Here is a 23,010-nt window from a genome sequence, read left to right as displayed (position 1 = left end):
CATCGCCTCCAGGCGATGTCGTTGGTAATTGCCGGAATCGTTGCATTTTGCGGGTTTAGTGCGCAACCGTCATCCGTAAAGTGTAGATGTCCGGGATTTGTGGTGCTGCCACTGGCCTCATCGCGAGCAAGCTCGCTCCCACAATGGTTTTGTGAACACCGCCCCCCCCGTGGGAGCGAGCTTGCTCGCGATGGGGCCCTGTCAGTCAACAGAGATCCCCGAGCGGTACTTGCATCTTGCGCCCCCCACCCGCATAACTTGCTGCATGAACCTGCCCATCCCCGCAGACAGCGCCCTGAGCGGCTTCCACCCCGCCGTCAGTGCCTGGTTCAGCCACACGTTCGCAGCGGTCACCGCCGCCCAGGCCCGGGCGTGGCCGTTGATCCGCCAGCGCCGCTCGACCCTGGTCGCCGCGCCCACCGGCTCCGGCAAGACCCTCACCGCGTTTCTCGCGGTCATCGACGACCTGGTGCACCGCGGCCTGGAAAACCCCGAAGGATTGCCCGACGCAACGCTGGTGGTCTACGTCTCGCCGCTCAAGGCGCTGTCCAACGACATCCGGATCAACCTGCAAAACCCGTTGGCCGGCATTACCGAGCAATTGCGTGTGATGGGCCTGCCCGAACTGCAGATCAGCACCGCCGTGCGCACCGGCGATACACCGCAGAAAGACCGCTCGGCGATGCGCAAGACGGCGCCGCACATTCTGGTGACCACACCGGAATCCCTGTATGTGCTGCTCGGTTCCGACTCCGGTCGGCAGATGCTCGGCACCACACGAACGGTGATCATCGACGAAATCCATGCCATGGCCGCCAGCAAGCGCGGCAGCCATCTGGCCCTGAGCCTTGAACGCCTGCAGGCACTCTGCCCCGAGCCGCTGCTGCGCATCGGTCTGTCAGCCACGCAAAAACCCATCGAAGCCGTGTCGCGTTTCCTGGTCGGTCGCGACCGCCCGTGCGAGATCGTCGACATCGGCCACGCCCGCCCCCGCGACCTGGACATCGAAGTGCCGCCCGTGCCGCTGTCGGCCGTGATGGCCAACGATGTCTGGGAACTGGTTTACGACCGCCTCGCCGCCCTCGCCCAGGAACACCGGACCACGCTGATTTTCGTCAACACCCGGCGCTTGGCCGAACGCCTGAGCCGCCACCTGAGCGAACGCCTGGGCAAGGACTCTGTAGCGGCCCACCACGGCAGCCTGGCCAAGGAGTTTCGCCTGGACGCCGAGCAGCGACTCAAGCGCGGCGACCTGCAAGTGCTGATCGCCACGGCATCGCTGGAACTGGGGATCGACATCGGCGACGTCGACCTGGTGTGCCAGATCGCCTCGCCGCGTTCGATTGCCGGGTTTCTGCAACGGGTCGGCCGTTCCGGGCACCAGGTCGGCGGCACGCCCAAGGGCCGCTTGTTCGCCACCTCCCGCGACGACCTGATCGAATGCGCCGCGCTGCTCGACTGCGTGCGCCGGGGTGAACTCGATACCTTGCTGATCCCGCAGGCGCCGCTGGATGTGCTGGCGCAGCAGATCATCGCCGAAGTCAGTTGCCAGGAGTGGCCGGAGCAAGCGCTGCTGGAGATGCTGCGCCGCGCCTCGCCCTACGCCGGACTCGACGACAAGCACTATCAGGCGCTGCTGCACATGCTCGCCGAGGGCTACAACGGGCGTCAGGGTCTGCGCAGCGCCTACCTGCACCGCGACGCCGTGAGCCGCACCCTGCGTGGTCGTCGTGGCGCAAAACTGACCGCAGTGACCAGTGGCGGGACCATTCCGGACAACGCCGACTACGCCGTGCTGCTGGAGCCTCAAGGGCTGAACATCGGCACCATCAACGAAGACTTCGCGGTGGAAAGCATCGCCGGGGATATCTTCCAGTTGGGCAATACCTCCTATCGAATCCTGCGCGTGGAAACCGGCAAGGTGCGGGTTGAGGATGCCCAGGGTCAACCGCCGACCATTCCGTTCTGGCTTGGTGAAGCGCCGGGGCGCAGCGCCGAATTGTCTTCGGCTGTGGCGCGCTTGCAGGCAAAACTCGACAACCTGCTGGGTACCGCGCCTGGCAACTTGCAGCCAGCGCTCGACTGGCTGACCAATACCCTGGGCCTGAACCTCCCCAGCGCCGAACAACTGGTGGATTACCTGGCCCGCGCACGACAGACGCTGGGTGCCCTGCCCTCGCAAGACACGCTGCTGATGGAGCGTTTTTTCGACGAGTCCGGCGGCACCCAGCTGGTCATTCATACGCCGTTCGGCAGCCGCATCAACCGCGCCTGGGGCCTGGCCCTGCGCAAGCGTTTCTGTCGCACCTTCAACTTCGAATTGCAGGCCGCCGCCAGCGAAGACGCCATCGTGCTGTCGCTGTCCACCAGCCACAGCTTTGAACTGGACGATGTCTGGCGCTACCTGCACAGCAACAGCGCCGAACACATCCTGATCCAGGCCGTGCTCGACGCGCCGCTGTTCGGCGTGCGCTGGCGCTGGAATGCCGGCGTGGCCCTGGCGCTGCCGCGCTACAGCGGCGGGCGCAAAGTCCCGCCGCAGATCCAGCGGATGAAAAGCGAAGACCTGATCGCCAGCGTGTTTCCCGATCAGATTGCCTGCGTGGAAAACCTCGCCGGCGAACGGGAGATTCCCGACCATCCGCTGGTGGAACAGACCCTCGACGATTGCCTGCACGAAGCCATGGACACTGAAGGCTGGCTCACCTTGTTGCGACGCATGGAACGCGGCGACATTCGTCTGATCAGCCGCGACTTGCCGGCGCCCTCGCCGCTGGCGGCGGAGATTCTCAGCGCCCGCCCCTACACCTTTCTCGACGATGCACCGCTTGAAGAGCGCCGCACCCAAGCGGTACTCAATCGGCGCTGGAGCGATCCGCAATCCACCGACGACCTCGGTGCACTGGACGCCGAGGCGATTGCCGCCGTGCGCGACGAAGCCTGGCCGGTGCCTTGCAGTGTCGATGAAATGCACGAGGCCTTGATGAGCCTGGCGTGCATCACCGATACCGAGGCCGGCGCCAATCCGCAATGGCTCGCCTGGCTCAAGACCCTGGCCGACAGCGGACGCGCGAGTCGTTTGCAGATCAATGCCGGGCAATCGCTGTGGCTGGCGCTGGAGCGCCTGAATTGCCTGCGGGCGATTTATCCACAGGCCGAATTGACGCCACCGCTGCAAGCGCTGCCGGACTTCGATGAAAGCTGGGCACCCGACGAAGCCGTCCTCGAACTAATCCGCGCACGGCTCAGCGCCTTCGGCCCGCTTGCGCTTGAGCGCATTGCCGAACCACTCGGCATGCCCGCAGCACAAGTGACCCAGGCCCTGGCGCACCTGGAACGCGAAGGCTACGTGTTGCGCGGTCGCTTCACCCCGGGCATCGCCGAAGAAGAATGGTGCGAGCGGCATTTGCTGGCGCGAATTCACCGCTATACGGTCAAGCGCCTGCGCCGGGAAATCGAACCGGTGGCGTTGCAGGATTTCATGCGATTCCTGTTCGATTGGCAGCATGTGTCGACTGCAAGCCAGGGCCAGGGCGCTGCGGTGTTGCCAGCCATCGTCGGGCCATTCGAAGGCTACCCCGCCGCCGCTTCCGCCTGGGACAGCGACATTCTGCCCGCACGGATCAAGGACTACTCAGCGACCTGGCTGGATGAGTTGTGCCGCAGCGGCAGACTGGTGTGGACGCGCCTGACTGCGCACAACAAAAACGCCGGTACCGCGTTGCGCAGCACACCGATTGTCTTGCTGCCGCGCAATCGGGTCGGCCTCTGGAGCGGCTTGACCGAACAGACACCGGTGAGCGAACTGTCGCCGAAAACACAAAAGGTCCACGCCGCCCTCAGCCAGCACGGCGCGCTGTTTTTCGACGAGCTGATCCATGAGGCGCACTTGCTGCGTTCGGAACTGGAAATCGCCCTGCAGGAACTGGTGGGCGCGGGGCTGGTGAACGCCGACAGCTTTGCCGGTTTGCGCGCGCTGATCACCCCGGCCAGCAAGCGCCAGCCGCGCAACAGTCGGCGTGGACGCGGCGCATTCATCGGTGGCATGGACGACGCCGGGCGCTGGGCCTTGTTGCGACGCGCGCCAACGGCCCCTGTGGTGGAAAACCAGCGTCCTATGCCGACGCCGGCCGATACCCTGGAACACATCGCCATGACCTTGCTGCGTCGTTACGGCGTGGTGTTCTGGCGCTTGCTGGAACGTGAGGCGGACTGGCTGCCGAGCTGGCGCGAACTGCTGCGCACCTTTCATCGCCTGGAGGCACGCGGCGAGATTCGTGGGGGACGGTTTGTCAGCGGCCTGGCGGGCGAGCAATTCGCCCTGCCCGAGGCGATTCCATTGCTGCGGGAGGTGCGACGTCGGCCCCATGACGGCAGCCTGGTCGCGGTGTGCGGAGTTGATCCGCTGAACCTCGCCGGCACACTATTACCTGGTGCGAAAGTCCCGGCACTGGCGAGCAATCGGCTGGTGTTTCGCGATGGTTTGCCGGTTGCTGCCGAGATTGCCGGCAAGCCACAGTTTTGGGGGGAGCTGGATCAGCAGGCGAGTGCCGAGGTGCGCAGCAAGCTGATCCGGCATTAATGTCGTCTGGACCGGCCCCATCGTCGGAACGCCGCCCGGAGCAAGCTCGCTCCCACAGGGGATTTTCTGTGAATACAAATTTTTGGCACAACAGAGATCACTGTGTGCGAGCTTGCTCGCGATGGGGCCAGACCAGCCACTGAAAGCCTCAAGTACAAAACCGGCTATTGAGACCGCGGTCGATCCGGCATCAACACCGCCGCATGTTCCGGCTCAGCCTCCGGTGGCGCTTCGACCGGATGCCGCGGCACCAGCGCCTGCTGTGGATAAGTCTGCGCGAAGTTCACCCACGGGCAGTTATCCACAAGCTTTTTCAAACGCTGGTTAAAGGCCCGGCTCACCGCATATTGGCCACCGGACACCGTGCGGAATTGCGCCGTCAGCACCACCCCGTTGAGGTCCATCCTGTCGACGCCAAACACATCCAGCGGTCCTTGCAGGTTGTAGCGCAGGAACGGGTCGTTGCTGATGGAGTGCCCGGCCTCGCGGATCAGTTCGATGGCCTTGTCGACGTCGGTGTCGTAGGTGAATTGCACCGAGAAAAACGCATAGGCGAATTGCCGCGACTGGTTGGTCACGGCCTTGATCTGCCCGAACGGTACCGAGTGCACGAAGCCCTTGCCGTCGCGCAGGCGCAAGGTGCGGATGGTCAGGCCTTCGACCGTGCCGGCATGCCCGGAATCCAGCACCACCCAATCACCGATGGACAGGGTGTCTTCGATGATGATGAACAGCCCGGTGATCACATCCTGCACCAGTTGCTGTGAGCCGAAACCGATTGCCAGGCCGATGACCCCGGCACCGGCCAGGAATGGCGCGACGTTGATCCCCAGGTTGGCCATGGTGGTGATCGCGCAGATCACCACCAGGATGATTTTGATCGCGTTGCGCAGCAGCGGCAGAATGGTTTTCACCCGCGTACTCGGCTGGCGTGCCGAGCGTTTGTTGGTCGGCGGTTTCAGGGCTTCCTGAATCGCCGTGTCGAGCACCACCCAGACCATCCAGGTCACCAGCAGGATCAAACCGATGTGGCTCAGGGAATCACTGATCGCCCGGCCCACGGCATTGCTCACCGCGAACTCGAACAGCGACACGCCCCAGATCCGCCCGAGGATATCGATGAACACGATGGCCATGCCGATGCGCAGCAAGGCGTGGGACAAGTTGAGAAAACGCTCCTTGTAGGCGCTGCTGCGGCGCAGGTCCGCTTCGCTACGCGCCTTGAACAGATGGTGCAGCGTGGTGCTGAGAAACACCGTGGCGATCAGCAATACCGTGGTGAACAACGCGCTGCGCAGCACCCTCTGGTTGTCCGCGCCAACGCCGATCAGGTTGATGATCGAGACCAGCACCATCAACAGGATCGGCCAATACCAGAGCCCGGAAAATATCCGCAGGGTCTCACGCAATGCCGGCTGACTTTGGCGCTGGGCCAGCGGCAGGATGCGGATCACCTGAGCGACCGGGCGGCGCGTGCGGATCACCAGCAAGCCGAAGGAAATCGATGCCGCCAAGCCAGTGAAGACTGCAATGCTGCTGGTGAGATTGCTGCCCAGTTGATGGGCGATTTGCGGACTGGTCAGGGCATCGCTCAAGGCCACCAGAAAACCGATGCCGAACAATGGCCGGGCACTCTTCTCGCGGAGAATCCGCACCGCCCGGCGCTTGTGGCCGGCATTGAACACCACCACCAGCGACAGCACCAAGGACGCGGAAAATATCCCCGCGCTTGTGGCATAAGCCAGGCACAACGCAAGCGCCCGACCGGCGGATATCGGCAAAAACTGGCTGGCATAAATCGTCAGGGGCAGGCTGGCCACCGCCGGAAGGGTATAGGGCAATACATAACCGAGCAGGGCTTGGCCGCGTTCGCGGCTGAGCAACAGGCGATGTTCGCACAGGCGTTTGGCCAACAATCGCCCCAGCAGCCAAAGAGAGGCAAACACGGCGGCCCACACGCAGGTCAGTATCAGGAGATCGCCGGTGACGCCCCAGGGCGAGCGGGCCGAAGGCTGATTGACCAACTGATCCACCTCGTCGGCCGCGCGGTCGGCACGCAAGCGCCAGGCGTCCACGAGGTTTTCGTTGAGATCGAGTTTGGCCTGGACCTCGTCGATGCTTGAACTGATGGCCCCCAGTAAGCCGCCTTGCACCAGCGGTTCGGGGTGAGCTGGCGGCGTCGCAGCGGTCGCGGCGGCCGGCAGCCCCGGTATCGCGGCGGCTTCCAGTTGCTCGCTGCCCACAAACAGCAACGCCCCCAGGAGTATCGCGGTCTTGAGCCTGATCAAAACACCCGCTCCTTTGGCTGTGTCGGTAAGGAACTGATCGAAAAATGCCGGGCAAGTTCGGGCATTGCTAGTGGATAGCAGGACAGCGACGCCATTTGTGGCGAGGGGGCTCGCCCCCGTTGGGGTGCGAAGCGCCCCCAAAACCTACCGTTCGGATTCATCTGACACACCGCATTCCAGGGATTTACGACTGCTGCGCAGCCGAGCGGGGCGATGCGGCGATCCGACGAGCCCCCTCGCCACAAGTATGCACCCGCCTTCGCGATATTTGATCTGTACGCAAATATCAAATGCTCGTCCCTGTATTTTTCCGCACAACCTCAACCCCGACACTGCGCTCCATCGAATCATCTTCCGGAGTTGTAGCCATGCCCATTGCCTTGCTCGCGCTGACCCTCAGCGCCTTTGCCATCGGGACGACCGAGTTCGTCATCGTTGGCCTGTTACCCACCATTGGCGCCGACCTCGGTGTCAGTCTGCCATCCGCCGGCCTGCTGGTCAGCCTGTATGCCCTTGGCGTTGCCGTCGGCGCCCCGGTGCTGACCGCCCTCACCGGCAAGGTTCCGCGCAAGTTACTGCTGTTGTCGTTGATGGTGCTGTTCACCCTCGGCAACCTGCTGGCATGGCAAGCGCCGGGCTACGAGTCGCTGATCCTCGCCCGGATCGTCACCGGCCTGGCCCACGGGGTGTTTTTCTCGATCGGTTCGACCATCGCCACCAGTCTAGTGCCGAAGGAAAAAGCCGCCAGCGCGATTGCCATCATGTTCACCGGCCTGACCGTAGCACTGGTCACTGGCGTGCCACTGGGAACCTTCATTGGCCAGCATTTCGGCTGGCGTGAAACCTTCCTCGCCGTTTCGATACTGGGCGTCATCGCCTTCATCGGCAGCCTGATCTACGTGCCGAAAAATATCCCCCACAGCAAACCCGCGTCGTTCTTGCAGCAATTGCAGGTGCTCAAGCAACCTCGCCTTTTGCTGGTGTATGCGATGACGGCCATCGGCTACGGCGGCACGTTCACCGCCTTTACTTTCCTCGCGCCAATACTTCAGGACCTCTCCGGCTTCAGCGCCAGCGCCGTCAGCCTGGTGTTGCTGGTCTACGGTATCTCCGTGGCCGTCGGCAATATCTGGGGCGGCAAACTGGCGGACAAACGCGGCCCGATCAGTGCCCTGAAAATCATTTTTGCCCTGCTCGCCGCCGTGTTGTTCGCGCTGACCTTCACGGCCGGCAATCCCTGGCTGGCGCTGGCCACCGTTCTGGTCTGGGGCGCCGTGGCATTCGGCAACGTGCCGGGATTGCAGGTGTACGTGGTGCGCCAGGCCGAACATCACACACCCCATGCCGTGGACGTGGCATCCGGCCTGAACATCGCCGCGTTCAACCTCGGCATTGCCGGTGGCGCCTGGGGCGGTGGCCTGATCGTCGCCCACATGGGGTTGATCCACACCGCGTGGATCGGCGGCCTGGTGGTGCTGGTGGCGCTGGCATTGACGGCGTGGAGCGGACGTCTTGATCGCCTTGGCCCGGCCTATGCCGAGCCGGCCGACGGTTCTGCCCGCATCATCACGGGCCACTGATAAACCCTGTGGGAGCGAGCTTGCTCGCGATGGCGGAGTGTCAGTCGACATCATAGGCGTCCGACACACCGCCATCGCGAGCAGGCTCGCTCCCACATTGAATCTGTTGTGATCTGATAACTGTGTACCGTCCGTAGCCCCATCGAAACTTTCGCCGCCGCCCCAGAGTCATCCCAAAATACGAGCCGTCAGGCGGGAGGCGACATGACAGCGAATCACACCGATGTTCCCGCACACGCAAATGCAAACGACATGCGGGTACCGGGTCCGTCCGTGACTTGTCGCTTCAAGGTGCTGACGGTCAACACCCATAAAGGTTTCACCGCGCTCAACCGGCGTTTCATCCTGCCGGAACTGCGTGAAGCGGTGCGTAGCGTGTCTGCCGATGTGGTGTTTTTGCAGGAAGTCCACGGCACCCACGAGCACCACCCCAAGCGCTACACCAACTGGCCGGCGATGCCGCAATACGAGTTCCTCGCCGACACCCTGTGGCCGCAGTTCGCCTATGGCCGCAATGCGGTGTATCCGGCAGGTGATCACGGCAACGCGCTGTTGTCGAAATTCCAGATCATCCGCCACGCCAACCTCGACGTGTCCATCAGCGGTCACGAGAACCGCGGGATCCTGCATTGTGTGTTGCGCCTGCCCGGCGACGTCCAGGAAGTGCATGCCATTTGCGTGCACCTGGGATTGCGCGAAAGTCACCGCACGGCGCAACTGAAGCTGCTCGCCCAGCATCTGGACGCCCTGCCCGCCGATGCCCCGGTGATCGTCGCCGGGGACTTCAACGACTGGCGTCAGCGCGCCGACGCGTTGCTCAAACCCTGCGGTTTGCGCGAAGCCTTCGCCGCGCACCACGGCAAACCGGCGCGCAGTTTCCCCGCGCGCCTGCCGGCACTGCGCCTGGACCGCATCTACCTGCGCAATCTCAAGGCCAGCCATCCGCAAGTGCTGACCACCCGTCCCTGGTCGCACCTTTCCGACCACGTCCCACTGTCGGTGGAGATCGAGTTATGAGCAGCCAGCCGATGGAAAAAACCACGCTGGATCACATCCCCGCTCCGCCGATCCGTGAGCCGACAGCGGTCGACGTTGAATACGGCTGGCAAGGCAACAATCGCGTCGAGTTGCTGGAAAACGGCGAAGCGTATTTTCCCCGGGTATTTGACGCCCTTCGCCAGGCGCAAAGTGAAATCCTGCTGGAAACCTTCATTCTGTTCGAGGACAAGGTTGGCAATGAACTGCAACAAATCCTGATCGAAGCCGCTCAACGCGGCGTGCGCACCACCGTCAGCCTCGACGGCTTTGGCTGTGGCGAACTGAGCACCGGGTTCCTCACCGCCCTGACCGCGGCCGGCGTGCACCTGCAAATGTTCGATCCGGCACCCAAACGCCTGGGCATCCGCACCAACTGGTTCCGGCGCCTGCACCGCAAGATAGTGGTGGTGGATGGCAGCATTGCCTTCATCGGCGGGATCAACTTTTCTGCCGATCACCTTGCCGACTTCGGCCCCGAGGCCAAGCAGGACTATTCCGTGGAGGTGCAAGGCCCGGCGGTGGCCGACATCCATCACTTCGCTCTGCTGCAATGCGGTCGCCCGACGCACGCCAAATACTGGTGGCAACGCCGTCGGCAGCGACGCTCGGAACTGGCCTTCAGCGATCACGATGGCCAGGTGCGTCTGGTGTACCGCGACAACGGCGAACACCCGAGCGACATTGAAGAGGTTTACCGCCAGGTGTTGCGCCAGGCCAAGCGTCGGGTGGTGATCGCCAATGCCTACTTCTTTCCCGGCTTGCGCCTGCTGCGCGATATCCGCAACGCGGCCCGCCGGGGTGTGGATGTGCGGCTGATCCTGCAAGGGCAACCGGACATGCTGGTGGCCAAACTCGCCGCGCGCATGACCTACGATTACCTGCTCCGGTCCGGAGTGAAGATCTACGAATATTGCGACCGCCCGCTACACGGCAAGGTCGCATTGGTGGATGAAGACTGGAGCACCGTCGGCTCCAGCAACCTCGACCCGTTGAGCCTGTCGATGAATCTGGAAGCCAACGTGCTGATCCGCGACCGTGGCTTCAATCGAATTCTGTTCGATCGCCTGGAAGACCTCAGCGATAACCATTGCAAGGCCATGTCTCACGACATCCCGCCGCGCGGGCGTGTCTGGCACATGACCATAGGTTTTCTGGTGTTTCACTTCCTGCGGCATTTCCCGGCTTGGGCCGGTTGGTTGCCGGCGCACAAGCCTCGCCTGAAACCCATCCCCCCTCCGACCGGGAGCGCTGACCATGAACCGCGCTGAGCCTCACATGGCAACTGACGCCAAAAGCCCGGGCAAGTCGCACTGGAGCCGCTGGAAACGACCGCTGACGATGCTGTTTTTCCTGATGCTGATCGTGTTGTTCACGATGCTCGCCCAGCGCCTCGAGTGGAACGAAGTGTTCGATAACCTGGCCGATTTCAAGGTGCGCACGCTGATCATTGCGTCGGGGCTGACCCTGGTGAGCTTTCTGGTATACGCCTGCTTCGACCTGATCGGCCGCACCTACATACGCCAGAACCTGACCTGGAAACAGATTCTGCCCGTGGGGATCATCAGCTACGCCTTCAACCTGAACCTGAGCGCCTGGGTCGGCGGCATCGCCATGCGCTACCGATTGTATTCGCGGCTCGGGGTCAGCAAGAGCAACATCGCGAAGATCCTTGGCCTGAGCCTGGCGACCAACTGGTTCGGCTACATGGTCATTGCCGGCGCCGTGTTCAGCAGCGGGCTGGTGCGCATGCCGCCGGGCTGGAAGCTCAGCAGCAGTGCGCTGCAAGGCGTGGGAGTCTTGTTGTTGCTGTTGAGCGCCGGCTACCTGGTGGCGTGCCAGTTTGCCAAACGTCGGGAGTGGGCGATTCGCGGCATCGAAATCGACCTTCCGTCCTTGCGCATGGCAGTGCTGCAACTGACCCTCGGTGCGCTGAACTGGTCGCTGATGGCGGCGGTGATCTTCACCTTGCTGCCGAGCAAACTGGACTATCCACTGGTGCTGGGCGTGCTGTTGATCAGCGCCATCGCCGGGGTCATCACCCACATCCCGGCCGGGCTCGGCGTGCTCGAGGCGGTGTTCGTGGCGCTGCTGCAGCATGAAGTGTCGCGGGGCAGCCTGGTGGCTGGGCTGCTGGCCTATCGGGCGATTTATTTCATCCTGCCATTGTTGATTACCCTGGTGATGTACCTGTTGGTGGAGGCCAAGGCCAAGTCGTTGCGAATCTCAAGGAAACCCAAGTGATCTGTGGTGTCTGCTAGTCCGCCATCGCGGGCTTGCCCGCGAAGGCGTCCGCATGCACACCGCAAATCACTGGGATTGAATAATGCTCAACCGCTCCCCGACCACCATCTCGGTAATCCAGTCGACAAGGATCGAGGTATAGGCCTGCTGGGAAACCGGGTCGCTCAAGGCGTGGTCGGCACCGTCGATGATGCGGTGAGTCATTGAGTGCGTCTGCTGGCAGGCCGCCCGGTAGCTCATGATCGTCGCGTGGGGCACGTAGTCGTCGGTCTCGGACTGCACCAGCAGGACATCTCCGCGAAATTGCGAGCAGGCATGCAAGGCCCGGTTGCTGTCGGCACGCACCAGGGTGCCTCGGTAATCACGCAGATCCAGCTTGTCCAGGTCGCGTTTCGGCGTGTGCCATTGTTCGTCGCGGTACAGCGCCGGCACCCGCAGCGCCAGCCAGCGCACCGGCCGCAGCGAAGTCAGAATCGAGGCCAGATAACCTCCATAACTGGTGCCCACCACGGCAATAGCCGAGGTATCGAGGGCCGGGTGCGCGAGCAAGCGGTCATAGGCTGCCAGCAGGTCGCGCAGATTGTCCTCCCGGGTCACCCGGGACAATGGAATGCCGGTGCCGCCGGTGTGCCCGCGCAGGTCGAAGGTCAGGCATACACAACCCAAACCGGCGATGCCTTTGGCGCGTTCCAGGTCCCGCTCCTGACTGCCGCCCCAACCGTGTACGAAGAGTACGCCGGGCACTTTCGATTTGGGGCTCAGAAAAGTCCCGCTCATCTGTTCGTTATCGATGTCGATCTGAATGGATTCGCTTCTAGCCGTCATAGGATTTAACCGTTACGTACTTGAGAAGAAAGTCACTGCTTTGCGCCGGCCCGCGATACACCTCGATGGCATCTGCCGGCAGCGGCTGATCGATGTAGGTTTCCACCGAAGACACACGAATCGCGCGCATCCCCGGATGGTTGACGAAACTCTGCAAAGCCGCCACCTCGGCACTGCTCGCACCGCCCATGCGCCAGGATTGTTCGAGCACGCCGCTGCGCTGTTTGCCGTCGCTATCGATGCCCTGAGCGATGTCGTAGTTGCGCCGTGACGCATAGAAACGCGGATAGGCTTCATCCGCGGCGCTGTCGAACACCTGCGCCTGCTTGATAGCCATCCGCACGTCATCGGCCAGGTCCAGCTTCAGTAAATCGTCGTAACTGCCCTGCACCACCAACAGGTTCGAGCCGCCATACACCTCCTCGCCCTCTGCGTCCTTGGTCAAGTATTGATCACCGCAGTAACTCAGCACCTTGTCGCCGATGAAACTCTGGCCGACGCTATGGGTAATCACCTGATCAAGGTCCTGTTCCAGCACCACGCCTTCGCTGAAGGTCGCGTCAGCTTCGGGTCTGGCCAGAATTTCGTCGAACTCGTCGAGGCTTTGGATCACTTCCTGACCACGTCCGGCGCAAGCGTGTATCGGCTTCAGGCGGATCGGTCCGGTGTACAACAGATGTTCCGCCGCCGGGCGAGCATCCTCCAGGCAGAACACGCTGAGACCGTCGAGTACGACGCTGCGTACCCGCTGGGAAAACAAAGGAGCCCAGCCTGGCGGCGCATGGGCATGGTGATTGAGCAGCCCATGACTGATGGCTTTGGTGCAGATGAAATCATGGTCGACATAACCACCCCACAAATCCTCCGGTCCCTTGACCCCCAGCTGCCGGGCAGCCTGAGCGCCCACCAGCGTCTGGGTCGGCAACAGGTAGAGGTCCCGACCGTTGTGCAATTGCGCATCGTAACTACCGCCGTACTTGAGTCCCATTATCTGCGCCAGCCAGCGCGCCAGCGCACGGTTGGTCTCGACTTCGTGCAGCGGCGCGTCGGCGCGTACCGAATGGGCAACCACCAGTTTCTTGCGGTTTGTTGGGGTCATGCATCCCCCTTCAATCGACGCTTGATGAATGTAGTTGAAGGGGTGCAGGGATCAGGCCAAGGCACAGTGCAGGGAAACGGTTTTCAAATCAGCCGGTTGGTTAAAACATGATGGCATGAGGCCTGTTTTATTCTGCACGATGCACTTTGATATACCGGCATTTTGCACGACTCCAGCCCACACACCCGACCCTGTGGGAGCAAGCTTGCTCGCGATAGCGGTGTTCCAGACACATCAATGTTGAATGTCATGCCCTCATCGCGAGCAAGCTCGCTCCCACAGGAGATCGGGGGTGATGCGACTACCGTGCAACCGATCCAGGGCTCACCCCAAACCGCATCCGATAATCACTCGGCGCCAGCCCGGTGATTTTCTTGAATGTCGCGCGAAACGCGCCGGGGTCCTGATAACCCACCGTCCAGGCAATATGGTCGATGGTACCGTTGGTGAATTCGAGCAGTTCCCGGGCCTTGCCGACTCGCAGATGCTGACAGTATTCGGTGGGTTTGAGCCCGGTGGCCGAGCGGAAGCGTCGCAGGAAGGTGCGCTCCTCCAGCCCTGCCTTTTCGGCCATCGCCGCCAGCGATACATCGGTCGCCCCGGTGCTTTGCAACCAGTGTTGCACCTTGAGGATCGCCGCATCGCCATGACTGAGAATCGGCGCAAAATTGCTGCCGCACTCGCTGGCGCTGTCGCTGTGTTCCACCACCAGAAAACGCGCGGTACCGGTGGCGATGCTCGGTCCCAGCAGCCGGTTGACCAGGCGCAAACCCAGTTCAGACCACGCCATCAGTCCGGCGGTGGTGATCAGGTCGCCGTCATCGACAATCGGCGTATCGGCCTTGAGCTGGATCGCCGGATAACGTTCGGCAAAGGTCTTGGCCGAGGTCCAGTGGGTGGTGGCGCTGCGACCGTCGAGCAGACCGCTTTCAGCCAACAGGATCGAGCCCACGCAAACCCCGCCCAGTGTCGCGCCGCTGGCATGTTGCTCGCGCAACCAGCGAATCAAGCCCCGTGGCGCCTGGCCCTCGGAAAAACCGGCAATCGATGGCGGGATCAACACGGCCACCAAGGCACGCTGCGGGCCGGGAAGGCTGTCGAAGACCCGGACTGGCGGCTGATCACCCTCGACCTGCCAATGGCTGACCCGCAGCAGGGGCAACTGTGCAGACTGATGTTCAGCAGCGATCCGGTTCGCCACCCCGAACAGGTCCGTCAAGCCATGCACCGCCGCCATCTGTGCGCCGGGATAGATCAGCACACCGAGTTCGGCGATTGCCCTTTCTGCGTCCATTGTCAGTTTTCCCCCTCTTATTGTCGGTGCGGCCAATCCCCGGACCGCCTGCCAGCGCCAATACTTCATTCCACACCAAACACACTTCGAGGAAACAGTCATGGCCAAGCAAGCGCTCATCGTAGTCGATATCCAGAACGACTACTTCCCCCAAGGCAAGTGGCCACTGGTCGGCGCCGATGCCGCCGCCGACAACGCCGTCCGCCTGATCAAGGCCTTCCGTGATGCCGGTGATCCGGTGGTGCACATCCGCCACGAATTCACCTCCGCAGAGGCGCCGTTCTTCACCCCGAACTCCGAAGGCGCGAAGCTGCACCCCAAAGTGATCAACCGCGCTGACGAACCGGTGGTGCTCAAGCACTTCGTCAACTCGTTCCGCGAAACCGAGCTGAAATCGATCCTCGACGAGCAAGGCATCAAGGAACTGGTGATCGTGGGCAGCATGAGCCACATGTGCGTCGACGGCATCACCCGTGCGGCGGCGGACTTCGGCTACACGGTGACCGTGATCCACGACGCCTGCGCCACCCGTGACCTGGAATTCAATGGCGTGTCGGTCCCGGCGGCCCAGGTTCATGCGGCGTTCATGGCGGCCCTGGCGTTTGCCTATGCCAGCGTGGTGTCGGCCGACGAGTTCCTCGCGGCCTGAGTCTGCACCAAATTTCACCGCCCATAAAAAACCCGCACTTCAGACCGAAGTGCGGGTTTTGTTTTGTCAGCTTGCTGCTTGTAGCTTTAGGCTTGCAGCCGCTTTAGAACGGAATATCGTCATCAAAGCTGTCGAAATCCGGAGCCGGTTGCGGTGCGGCCTGTTGAGGGGCCGGACGCTGTGGCTGCTGTTGCGGAGCAGGACGTGGAGCCTGCTGGCGCGGAGCGGATTGCTGGTAGTTGTTACCGCCGCCCTGGCCCTGCTGGTCGCCCTGTGGACGGCCGCCCAGCAGTTGCATGGTGCCTTGCATGTCGACCACGATTTCGGTGGTGTAACGCTTGATACCGTCTTTTTCCCACTCGCGGGTCTGCAGCTTGCCTTCGATGTATACCTGCGAACCTTTACGCAGGTACTCGCCGGCGATTTCTGCAACCTTGCCGAACATCGATACACGGTGCCATTCGGTCTTTTCGACTTTCTGACCGGTTTGCTTGTCGGTCCACTGTTCGCTGGTCGCCAGACTCAGGTTGGTCACGGCGTTACCGTTAGGCAAGTAGCGAACTTCGGGATCCTGGCCGCAAGTGCCGACCAATATGACTTTGTTAACCCCACGGGCCATAACGTTCTCCTAGGCTACGCACGCTGCCCCGACCGGGTTGTTCACCAGGCGCTCAAGGGTGGTGCGATCCAATAGTTCGGTGTCCAGTTTGATGTAAATCGCCGCCTCTTCCGCGACGATGACTGCATCTGTTACCCCTACGACCGCCTTCAGGCGCTCGACCAGACCCGCTTCGCGGATCGCCTCGGGCGACAACGGCAAGCGCAGGCTTGTGACGTAGGGAGGTTCGCGCATGGTAACAGCAAAGGCCAGCCAGAGGGCAGCGAGAGCGGCGCATCCGAGGAACACAACCGACAGACCGCCATGCTGGAACAGCCAGCCACCGAGGATTCCCCCCAGTGCCGAGCCGAGGAACTGGCTGGTGGAATAAACCCCCATCGCCGTGCCCTTGCCGCCTGCCGGTGAAACCTTGCTGATCAGCGACGGCAATGAAGCCTCCAGCAGATTGAACGCGGTGAAGAACACCACCGTACCGATCACCAGAGACCGCAAGCTGTCGCCGAACTGCCAGAAGAATAGCTCAGTGAGCATCAACGTCACGACGGCGCCGAGTAAAACTCGTTTCATTTTGCGTTTCTTCTCGCCGTAGATAATGAACGGGATCATGGCGAAGAAAGAAATCAGCAGCGCCGTCAGGTACACCCACCAGTGCTGCTCTTTGGGCAGCCCGGCTTTCTCGACCAGCGCCAGGGGCAAGGCGACGAAGCTGGACATCAACATCGCGTGCAAGACAAAAATGCCCAGGTCCAGGCGCAGCAGGTCCGGATGCTTGAGCGTCGGCATCAATGCCTGGCGCGCGACTCCGGACTCACGGTGCTGCAACGGGCCGGTGGAGCGCGGCACCATGAACATCACGATCACGATGCCGAACAGCGCCATGCCGCCGGTGGCCAGGAACAACCCGGACAACCCGAACGCGCGGGTCAGCAGTGGGCCGACGACCATGGCCACCGCAAACGACAGGCCGATGGTCATGCCGATCATGGCCATGGCCTTGGTCCTGTGCTGCTCGCGGGTCAGGTCGGACAGCAAGGCCATGACCGCAGCGGAAATCGCCCCGGCACCCTGCAAGATTCGCCCGGCGATCACGCCCCAGATCGAATCGGCATTGGCGGCCAGCAGGCTGCCGAGGGCAAAGACGATCAAGCCCAGGTAAATCACCGGGCGACGGCCGATGCGGTCGGAAATGAAACCGAACGGAATCTGGAAGACCGCCTGGGTCAGGCCATAAGCGCCAATCGCCAGGCCGATCAGGGCCGGAGTGGCACCGGCCAGATCCATCCCATAGGTCGCCAGTACCGGCAACACCATGAACATGCCAAGCATACGGAAGGCGAACACCAGGGCCAGACCGCTTGCCGCGCGGGTCTCGCTACCACTCATGCGCTCGCTGTGGGGATCGTGCATGGAAAAACCTCATGTGAACCGGCGGCGATTCTACCAGTCCCATCGATTGGCGGGGTATATCGCGACGCTTTGACGCGCATTGCTGACACACTCTTCATGTAAGACAGTAACCCTCTCGTTTGATAGTGTGCATCCATCCAGTATTTGGCCGTATACTCCTACGTTTTCGACGCCCGCCGAGCGAGGCCACCTTGGACAAGATCCTGATTCGTGGGGCTCGAACCCACAACCTGAAGAACATCGACCTGACCCTGCCACGGGACAAGCTGATCGTCATCACCGGCCTGTCCGGCTCCGGCAAGTCGTCCCTGGCGTTCGACACCCTGTACGCCGAGGGCCAGCGCCGCTACGTCGAATCGCTGTCGGCTTATGCCCGGCAGTTCCTGTCGATGATGGAAAAGCCTGACGTCGACACCATCGAAGGCCTGTCGCCGGCGATCTCCATCGAACAGAAGTCGACCTCGCACAACCCGCGTTCGACGGTCGGCACCATTACCGAAATCTACGATTACCTGCGCCTGCTGTATGCACGCGTGGGTATTCCCCGTTGCCCGGACCACGACATTCCGCTGGAAGCGCAGACCGTCAGCCAGATGGTCGACCTGGTCCTCGCCGAACCGGAGGGCAGCAAGCTGATGCTGTTGGCCCCGGTCATCCGCGAGCGCAAAGGCGAGCACCTGTCGGTTTTCGAAGAACTGCGCGCCCAAGGGTTCGTCCGTGCCCGGATCAACGGAAAGCTCTATGAGCTGGACGAAGCCCCCAAGCTCGACAAGCAGAAAAAACACACCATTGATGTCGTGGTCGACCGTTTCAAGGTTCGCGCCGACCTGCAACAACGCCTGGCCGAATCCTTCGAAACCGCGCTGAAACTGGCGGACGGCATCGCCCTTGTAGCGCCGATGGACGACGAGCCGGGCGAGGAGATGATCTTCTCCGCACGCTTCGCCTGCCCGATCTGCGGCCATGCGATCAGTGAGCTGGAACCCAAGCTGTTCTCCTTCAACAACCCGGCCGGCGCCTGCCCGACCTGTGATGGTCTGGGGGTAAAGCAGTTCTTCGACATCAAGCGCCTGGTCAACGGCGAACTGACCCTGGCCGAAGGGGCGATTCGTGGCTGGGACCGGCGTAACGTCTATTACTTCCAGATGCTCGGATCACTGGCCGCGCACTACAAGTTCAGCCTGGAAGTACCGTTCAACGAACTGCCCGCCGACCAGCAGAAATTCATCCTGCATGGCAGCGGTTCGCAAAACGTCGATTTCAAATACCTGAACGACCGCGGCGACATCGTCAAACGCTCGCACCCGTTCGAAGGCATCGTGCCGAACCTGGAGCGCCGTTACCGCGAAACCGAATCGGCATCGGTGCGCGAGGAGCTGGCCAAATTCCTCAGCACCCAGTCGTGCCCGGATTGCCGTGGCACCCGTCTGCGGCGTGAAGCGCGGCACGTCTGGGTCGGCGAGAAAACCCTGCCGGCGGTGACCAACCTGCCGATCGGCGATGCGTCCGAATATTTTGGCGGGCTCAAGCTCACCGGTCGGCGTGGCGAAATTGCCGACAAGATCCTCAAGGAAATCCGCGAACGCCTGCAGTTCCTGGTCAACGTCGGCCTCGACTATCTGTCGCTGGACCGCAGTGCCGACACCTTGTCCGGTGGCGAGGCCCAGCGCATTCGCCTGGCCAGCCAGATTGGCGCCGGCCTGGTGGGCGTCCTGTACATCCTTGACGAACCTTCCATCGGCCTCCATCAGCGCGATAACGACCGGCTGCTGGGCACCCTCAAGCATCTGCGCGATATCGGCAACACGGTGATCGTGGTCGAGCACGACGAAGACGCGATCCGCCTGGCCGACTACGTGGTGGACATCGGCCCGGGCGCCGGCGTGCACGGCGGGCATATCGTCGCCGAAGGCACACCGGCCGAGGTCATGGCGCATCCGGACTCGCTGACAGGCAAATACCTGTCGGGCCGGGTGAAAATCGAAGTCCCGGCCAAACGTACGCCGCGCAACAAGAAGCTGACGCTGGCGCTCAAGGGCGCGCGTGGCAACAACCTGCGCAATGTCGACCTGGAGATTCCGATCGGCCTGCTGACCTGTGTCACCGGCGTATCCGGTTCGGGTAAATCGACGCTGATCAACAACACGCTGTTCCCGTTGAGCGCCACCGCGCTGAATGGCGCAACGACGCTTGAGGCGGCCGCCCACGACAGCATCAAGGGCCTGGAGCACCTGGACAAGGTCGTCGACATCGACCAGAGCCCAATCGGCCGTACGCCACGCTCCAACCCGGCGACCTATACCGGACTGTTCACGCCGATCCGCGAGTTGTTCGCCGGCGTGCCGGAGTCCCGCTCCCGGGGCTATGGCCCGGGGCGCTTCTCCTTCAACGTCAAGGGCGGGCGTTGCGAAGCCTGCCAGGGCGACGGCCTGATCAAGGTCGAGATGCACTTCCTGCCGGACATCTACGTGCCATGCGACGTGTGCAAGAGCAAGCGCTACAACCGTGAAACCCTAGAGATCAAGTACAAGGGCAAGAGCATCCACGAAACCCTCGAGATGACCATCGAGGAAGCGCGGGTGTTCTTCGATGCGGTGCCGGCCCTGGCGCGCAAGCTGCAAACGTTGATGGACGTCGGCCTGTCGTACATCAAGCTGGGACAATCGGCGACCACGCTCTCCGGAGGTGAAGCCCAGCGGGTGAAACTGTCCCGCGAATTGTCCAAGCGTGATACCGGCAAGACCCTGTACATCCTCGATGAACCGACCACCGGGCTGCACTTCGCGGATATCCAGCAGCTGCTGGACGTGCTGCATCGCCTGCGCGACCACGGCAACACCGTGGTGGTCATCGAGCACAACCTGGACGTGATCAAGACCGCCGACTGGCTGGTGGACCTCGGTCCGGAAGGTGGTTCCAAGGGCGGTCAGATCATCGCCGTCGGTACACCGGAGGAAGTGTCAGAGATGAAGCAGTCTCACACCGGCTACTACCTCAAACCGCTGCTGGAGCGTGACCGGGCTTAACCGGACGCCATGAAAAAGCCCCTGTCACTTCATCGGTGGCAGGGGCTTTTTTGTATTCGCTGAATCAGGCGTGGGATTGCAGGTAGTTCTCAAGCCCGATCAACTTGATCAGACCCAGCTGCTTTTCGAGCCAGTAAGTGTGATCTTCTTCGGTGTCATGCAATTGAACCCGCAGCATTTCGCGGCTGACGTAGTCCTTGTGCTGCTCGCAGAGCTTGATGCCCTTGCACAGCGCAGCCCGCACCTTGTATTCCAGGCGCAAATCCGCCTCGAGCATCTCGGTCACCGTGGTGCCGACATCGAGATCGTCCGGACGCATGCGCGGAGTACCTTCGAGCATCAGGATCCGGCGCATCAGGGCATCAGCGTGCCCTGCTTCCTCTTCCATCTCGTGGTTGATTCGTTCGTAGAGCTTGGTGAAACCCCAGTCCTCATACATCCGCGAATGGACGAAATATTGATCACGCGCGGCCAGTTCGCCGGTCAGCAACGTGTTGAGGTAATCGATCACATCTGGGTGGCCTTGCATCGCCCTACATCTCCCTGCTTGAAAGTTGTAGTTTGAACCAACATGCCCTTATCGTCACTCGCAAGACGCAATAAAAGCGAAGATATTCTGAGAAAACCAGCTGAAATAACGCAAAAACCGCCCAAACAAGGGCGGTTCTGCTTCTCATTTAGACTTCGTTAAGCTGTACGTTGAGCAGCTTTGCGATTGCTTCTCCATACGCCGGGTCAGCCTTGTAGAAATGTTGCAGCTGGCGATCAACCACATCACTCGTCACCCCCGCCATCGCACCGGCGATGTTGCTAACCAGCAGCGATTTCTGCTGTTCAGACATCAAGCGGAACAACGCGCCGGCGTGACTGTAGTAATCAGTGTCTTCGCGGTGGTCGTAACGATCGGCGGCACCACTGAGCGTCAACGCGGGCTCTGCGTAACGAGGTGCCTGCTTCGGCGACTCGACATAGCTGTTCGGCTCGTAGTTCGGCGCCGCACCGCCATTGCTGCCAAAGGCCATCGAGCCATCGCGCTGATAGGTGTTGACCGGACTGCGCGGAGCGTTGACTGGCAACTGTTGGTGGTTGGTGCCGACACGGTAGCGGTGAGCGTCCGCGTAGGCGAACACCCGCCCTTGCAGCATGCGGTCCGGCGACAGACCAACGCCTGGCACCATATTGCTGGGACCGAACGCCGCCTGTTCGACTTCCGCGAAGTAGTTCTGCGGATTGCGATTGAGCTCCAGCTCTCCGACTTCAATCAGTGGAAACTCTTTTTGCGACCAGGTTTTGGTCACATCAAACGGGTTCTCGTAGTGCGCCGCCGCCTGAGCCTCGCTCATGATCTGAATGCACACGCGCCACTTCGGGAAATCACCCTGTTCGATGGCATTGAACAAGTCGCGCTGGGCGTAATCCGGATCAGTACCCGCCAGGCGCGCAGCCTCGGCAGGAGCAAGGTTCTTGATCCCCTGTTGGGTCTTGTAGTGCCACTTCACCCAGTGGCGCTCGCCTTGAGCGTTGATGAGGCTGTACGTGTGGCTGCCGAAGCCGTGCATGTGACGGTATCCGTCAGGGATACCCCGGTCGGAGAACAGGATGGTGACCTGGTGCAGCGCCTCGGGCGAATGCGACCAGAAGTCCCACATCGCCTGGGCACTCTTCAGGTTGCTTTGCGGCAAACGCTTCTGGGTGTGGATAAAGTCCGGAAACTTCAGTGGATCGCGAATGAAGAACACAGGCGTGTTGTTGCCGACGATGTCCCAGTTGCCTTCCTCGGTGTAGAACTTCAAGGCAAAGCCACGCGGATCACGCTCGGTATCGGCAGAACCACGCTCACCGCCCACGGTGGAAAACCGCAGGAAAGTCGGGGTTTGCTTGCCGACGGCCTCAAACAGCTTTGCGCTGGTGTATTGAGTGATATCGCGCGTCACGGTGAACGTACCGTAGGCACCCGAGCCTTTGGCGTGCACACGGCGCTCAGGGATGTTTTCACGGTTGAAGTGGGCAAGCTTCTCGATCAGATGAAAGTCGTCGAGCAGCAACGGGCCGCGAGGGCCGGCGGAACGGGAATTCTGGTTATCGGCAACAGGAGCGCCACTGGCCGTGGTAAGCGTTTTGTTTTGGCTCATGAGATCTTCCTTCTTCTGTCGGTCTTGAACTGCCGGCTATCGGCTGAGAAGGAGTATTGATCATCAATGTTACACCTACAAATTCATTAACTTGCAGGCATCGATAGTTAAAAACTAATGATCATCCCCCATCACATGATGACGATGTGGGCGAAGGGGATACTTGTACAAACGGCGCGTTTCTTACAGGCACAAAAAACCGGGCACTAGCAGGCTGTGTGAAAACCTAG

The 23,010-nt window shown here is 61.7% G+C and carries 15 protein-coding genes; 7 read left to right on the top strand and 8 right to left on the bottom strand.

Annotated elements, in window-relative coordinates:
* The first annotated feature begins 265 nt into the window (after positions 1-265).
* On the top strand, positions 266-4,582 hold the full coding sequence (locus PMI26_RS27920) for a DNA glycosylase AlkZ-like family protein (RefSeq protein WP_033047346.1): 4,317 nt from the start codon (positions 266-268) through the stop codon (positions 4,580-4,582).
* 164 nt (positions 4,583-4,746) lie between these two features.
* On the opposite strand, the gene PMI26_RS27925 is transcribed toward PMI26_RS27920, so the two are convergent.
* Positions 4,747-6,870, bottom strand: coding sequence for a mechanosensitive ion channel family protein (locus PMI26_RS27925; protein ID WP_007970142.1), 2,124 nt, complete (start codon positions 6,868-6,870; stop codon positions 4,747-4,749).
* Between the two features lie 368 nt (positions 6,871-7,238).
* On the opposite strand from PMI26_RS27925, the gene PMI26_RS27930 reads away from it, so the two are divergent.
* The 4 genes from PMI26_RS27930 (at position 7,239) to PMI26_RS27945 (ending at position 11,729) form a co-directional block, all read left to right on the top strand.
* Positions 7,239-8,450: an MFS transporter gene (locus PMI26_RS27930; protein ID WP_007970141.1), complete on the top strand. Its 1,212-nt coding sequence runs from the start codon at positions 7,239-7,241 to the stop codon at positions 8,448-8,450.
* A gap of 252 nt (positions 8,451-8,702) precedes the next feature.
* On the top strand, positions 8,703-9,467 hold the full coding sequence (locus tag PMI26_RS27935; protein ID WP_033047344.1) for an endonuclease/exonuclease/phosphatase family protein: 765 nt from the start codon (positions 8,703-8,705) through the stop codon (positions 9,465-9,467).
* Positions 9,464-10,756: a cardiolipin synthase ClsB gene (gene clsB / locus PMI26_RS27940; RefSeq protein WP_007970139.1), complete on the top strand. Its 1,293-nt coding sequence runs from the start codon at positions 9,464-9,466 to the stop codon at positions 10,754-10,756. Before PMI26_RS27935 ends, clsB begins: the two co-directional genes overlap by 4 nt.
* Positions 10,743-11,729, top strand: coding sequence for a lysylphosphatidylglycerol synthase domain-containing protein (locus PMI26_RS27945; protein ID WP_007970137.1), 987 nt, complete (start codon positions 10,743-10,745; stop codon positions 11,727-11,729). The genes clsB and PMI26_RS27945 overlap by 14 nt, the downstream gene beginning before the upstream one ends.
* A gap of 66 nt (positions 11,730-11,795) precedes the next feature.
* On the opposite strand, the gene PMI26_RS27950 is transcribed toward PMI26_RS27945, so the two are convergent.
* From PMI26_RS27950 to PMI26_RS27960, 3 genes are all read right to left on the bottom strand, one after another.
* Positions 11,796-12,554, bottom strand: a complete 759-nt coding sequence (locus PMI26_RS27950) for an alpha/beta hydrolase family protein (RefSeq protein ID WP_007970134.1) — start codon at positions 12,552-12,554, stop codon at positions 11,796-11,798.
* Positions 12,544-13,653, bottom strand: coding sequence for a DUF3182 family protein (locus PMI26_RS27955; RefSeq protein WP_007970133.1), 1,110 nt, complete (start codon positions 13,651-13,653; stop codon positions 12,544-12,546). Before PMI26_RS27955 ends, PMI26_RS27950 begins: the two co-directional genes overlap by 11 nt.
* 301 nt (positions 13,654-13,954) lie before the next feature.
* Positions 13,955-14,947, bottom strand: a complete 993-nt coding sequence (locus PMI26_RS27960) for a GlxA family transcriptional regulator (protein ID WP_007970131.1) — start codon at positions 14,945-14,947, stop codon at positions 13,955-13,957.
* Positions 14,948-15,047: 100 nt separating this feature from the next.
* On the opposite strand from PMI26_RS27960, the gene PMI26_RS27965 reads away from it, so the two are divergent.
* Positions 15,048-15,596: a cysteine hydrolase family protein gene (locus tag PMI26_RS27965; protein ID WP_007970130.1), complete on the top strand. Its 549-nt coding sequence runs from the start codon at positions 15,048-15,050 to the stop codon at positions 15,594-15,596.
* A 103-nt stretch (positions 15,597-15,699) separates the two neighbouring features.
* On the opposite strand, the gene PMI26_RS27970 is transcribed toward PMI26_RS27965, so the two are convergent.
* A complete protein-coding gene (locus PMI26_RS27970; protein ID WP_007970128.1) occupies positions 15,700-16,215 on the bottom strand; it encodes a single-stranded DNA-binding protein in 516 nt (171 codons plus the stop codon).
* Between the two features lie 9 nt (positions 16,216-16,224).
* Positions 16,225-17,622, bottom strand: a complete 1,398-nt coding sequence (locus PMI26_RS27975) for an MFS transporter (RefSeq protein ID WP_007970126.1) — start codon at positions 17,620-17,622, stop codon at positions 16,225-16,227.
* Between the two features lie 191 nt (positions 17,623-17,813).
* Between PMI26_RS27975 and uvrA the strand changes: the two genes are divergently transcribed.
* Positions 17,814-20,648, top strand: coding sequence for an excinuclease ABC subunit UvrA (uvrA, locus tag PMI26_RS27980; RefSeq protein ID WP_007970124.1), 2,835 nt, complete (start codon positions 17,814-17,816; stop codon positions 20,646-20,648).
* A 64-nt stretch (positions 20,649-20,712) separates the two neighbouring features.
* On the opposite strand, the gene bfr is transcribed toward uvrA, so the two are convergent.
* Positions 20,713-21,177, bottom strand: a complete 465-nt coding sequence (bfr, locus tag PMI26_RS27985; protein WP_007970123.1) for a bacterioferritin — start codon at positions 21,175-21,177, stop codon at positions 20,713-20,715.
* Positions 21,178-21,325: 148 nt separating this feature from the next.
* On the bottom strand, positions 21,326-22,780 hold the full coding sequence (locus tag PMI26_RS27990) for a catalase (RefSeq protein WP_007970122.1): 1,455 nt from the start codon (positions 22,778-22,780) through the stop codon (positions 21,326-21,328).
* Between the last annotated feature and the right edge of the window lie 230 nt (positions 22,781-23,010).

This window comes from Pseudomonas sp. GM33, from assembly GCF_000282295.1.
Classification (GTDB): Bacteria; Pseudomonadota; Gammaproteobacteria; order Pseudomonadales; family Pseudomonadaceae; genus Aquipseudomonas; species Aquipseudomonas laurylsulfatiphila.
This window is presented reverse-complemented; position numbering and strand designations above follow the sequence as displayed.

What these genes read in the sequence shown, in the direction of transcription:
- clsB (WP_007970139.1), top strand. Translation starts at nt 9,464, where the DNA reads ATGAGCAGCCAGCCGATGGAAAAAACCACGCTGGATCACATCCCCGCT.
- bfr (WP_007970123.1), bottom strand. Translation starts at nt 21,177, where the DNA reads ATGCAAGGCCACCCAGATGTGATCGATTACCTCAACACGTTGCTGACC.
- PMI26_RS27955 (WP_007970133.1), bottom strand. Translation starts at nt 13,653, where the DNA reads ATGACCCCAACAAACCGCAAGAAACTGGTGGTTGCCCATTCGGTACGC.
- PMI26_RS27935 (WP_033047344.1), top strand. Translation starts at nt 8,703, where the DNA reads ATGCGGGTACCGGGTCCGTCCGTGACTTGTCGCTTCAAGGTGCTGACG.
- PMI26_RS27950 (WP_007970134.1), bottom strand. Translation starts at nt 12,554, where the DNA reads ATGACGGCTAGAAGCGAATCCATTCAGATCGACATCGATAACGAACAG.
- PMI26_RS27960 (WP_007970131.1), bottom strand. Translation starts at nt 14,947, where the DNA reads ATGGACGCAGAAAGGGCAATCGCCGAACTCGGTGTGCTGATCTATCCC.
- PMI26_RS27975 (WP_007970126.1), bottom strand. Translation starts at nt 17,622, where the DNA reads ATGCACGATCCCCACAGCGAGCGCATGAGTGGTAGCGAGACCCGCGCG.
- PMI26_RS27920 (WP_033047346.1), top strand. Translation starts at nt 266, where the DNA reads ATGAACCTGCCCATCCCCGCAGACAGCGCCCTGAGCGGCTTCCACCCC.
- PMI26_RS27965 (WP_007970130.1), top strand. Translation starts at nt 15,048, where the DNA reads ATGGCCAAGCAAGCGCTCATCGTAGTCGATATCCAGAACGACTACTTC.
- PMI26_RS27945 (WP_007970137.1), top strand. Translation starts at nt 10,743, where the DNA reads ATGAACCGCGCTGAGCCTCACATGGCAACTGACGCCAAAAGCCCGGGC.
- PMI26_RS27990 (WP_007970122.1), bottom strand. Translation starts at nt 22,780, where the DNA reads ATGAGCCAAAACAAAACGCTTACCACGGCCAGTGGCGCTCCTGTTGCC.
- PMI26_RS27970 (WP_007970128.1), bottom strand. Translation starts at nt 16,215, where the DNA reads ATGGCCCGTGGGGTTAACAAAGTCATATTGGTCGGCACTTGCGGCCAG.
- PMI26_RS27930 (WP_007970141.1), top strand. Translation starts at nt 7,239, where the DNA reads ATGCCCATTGCCTTGCTCGCGCTGACCCTCAGCGCCTTTGCCATCGGG.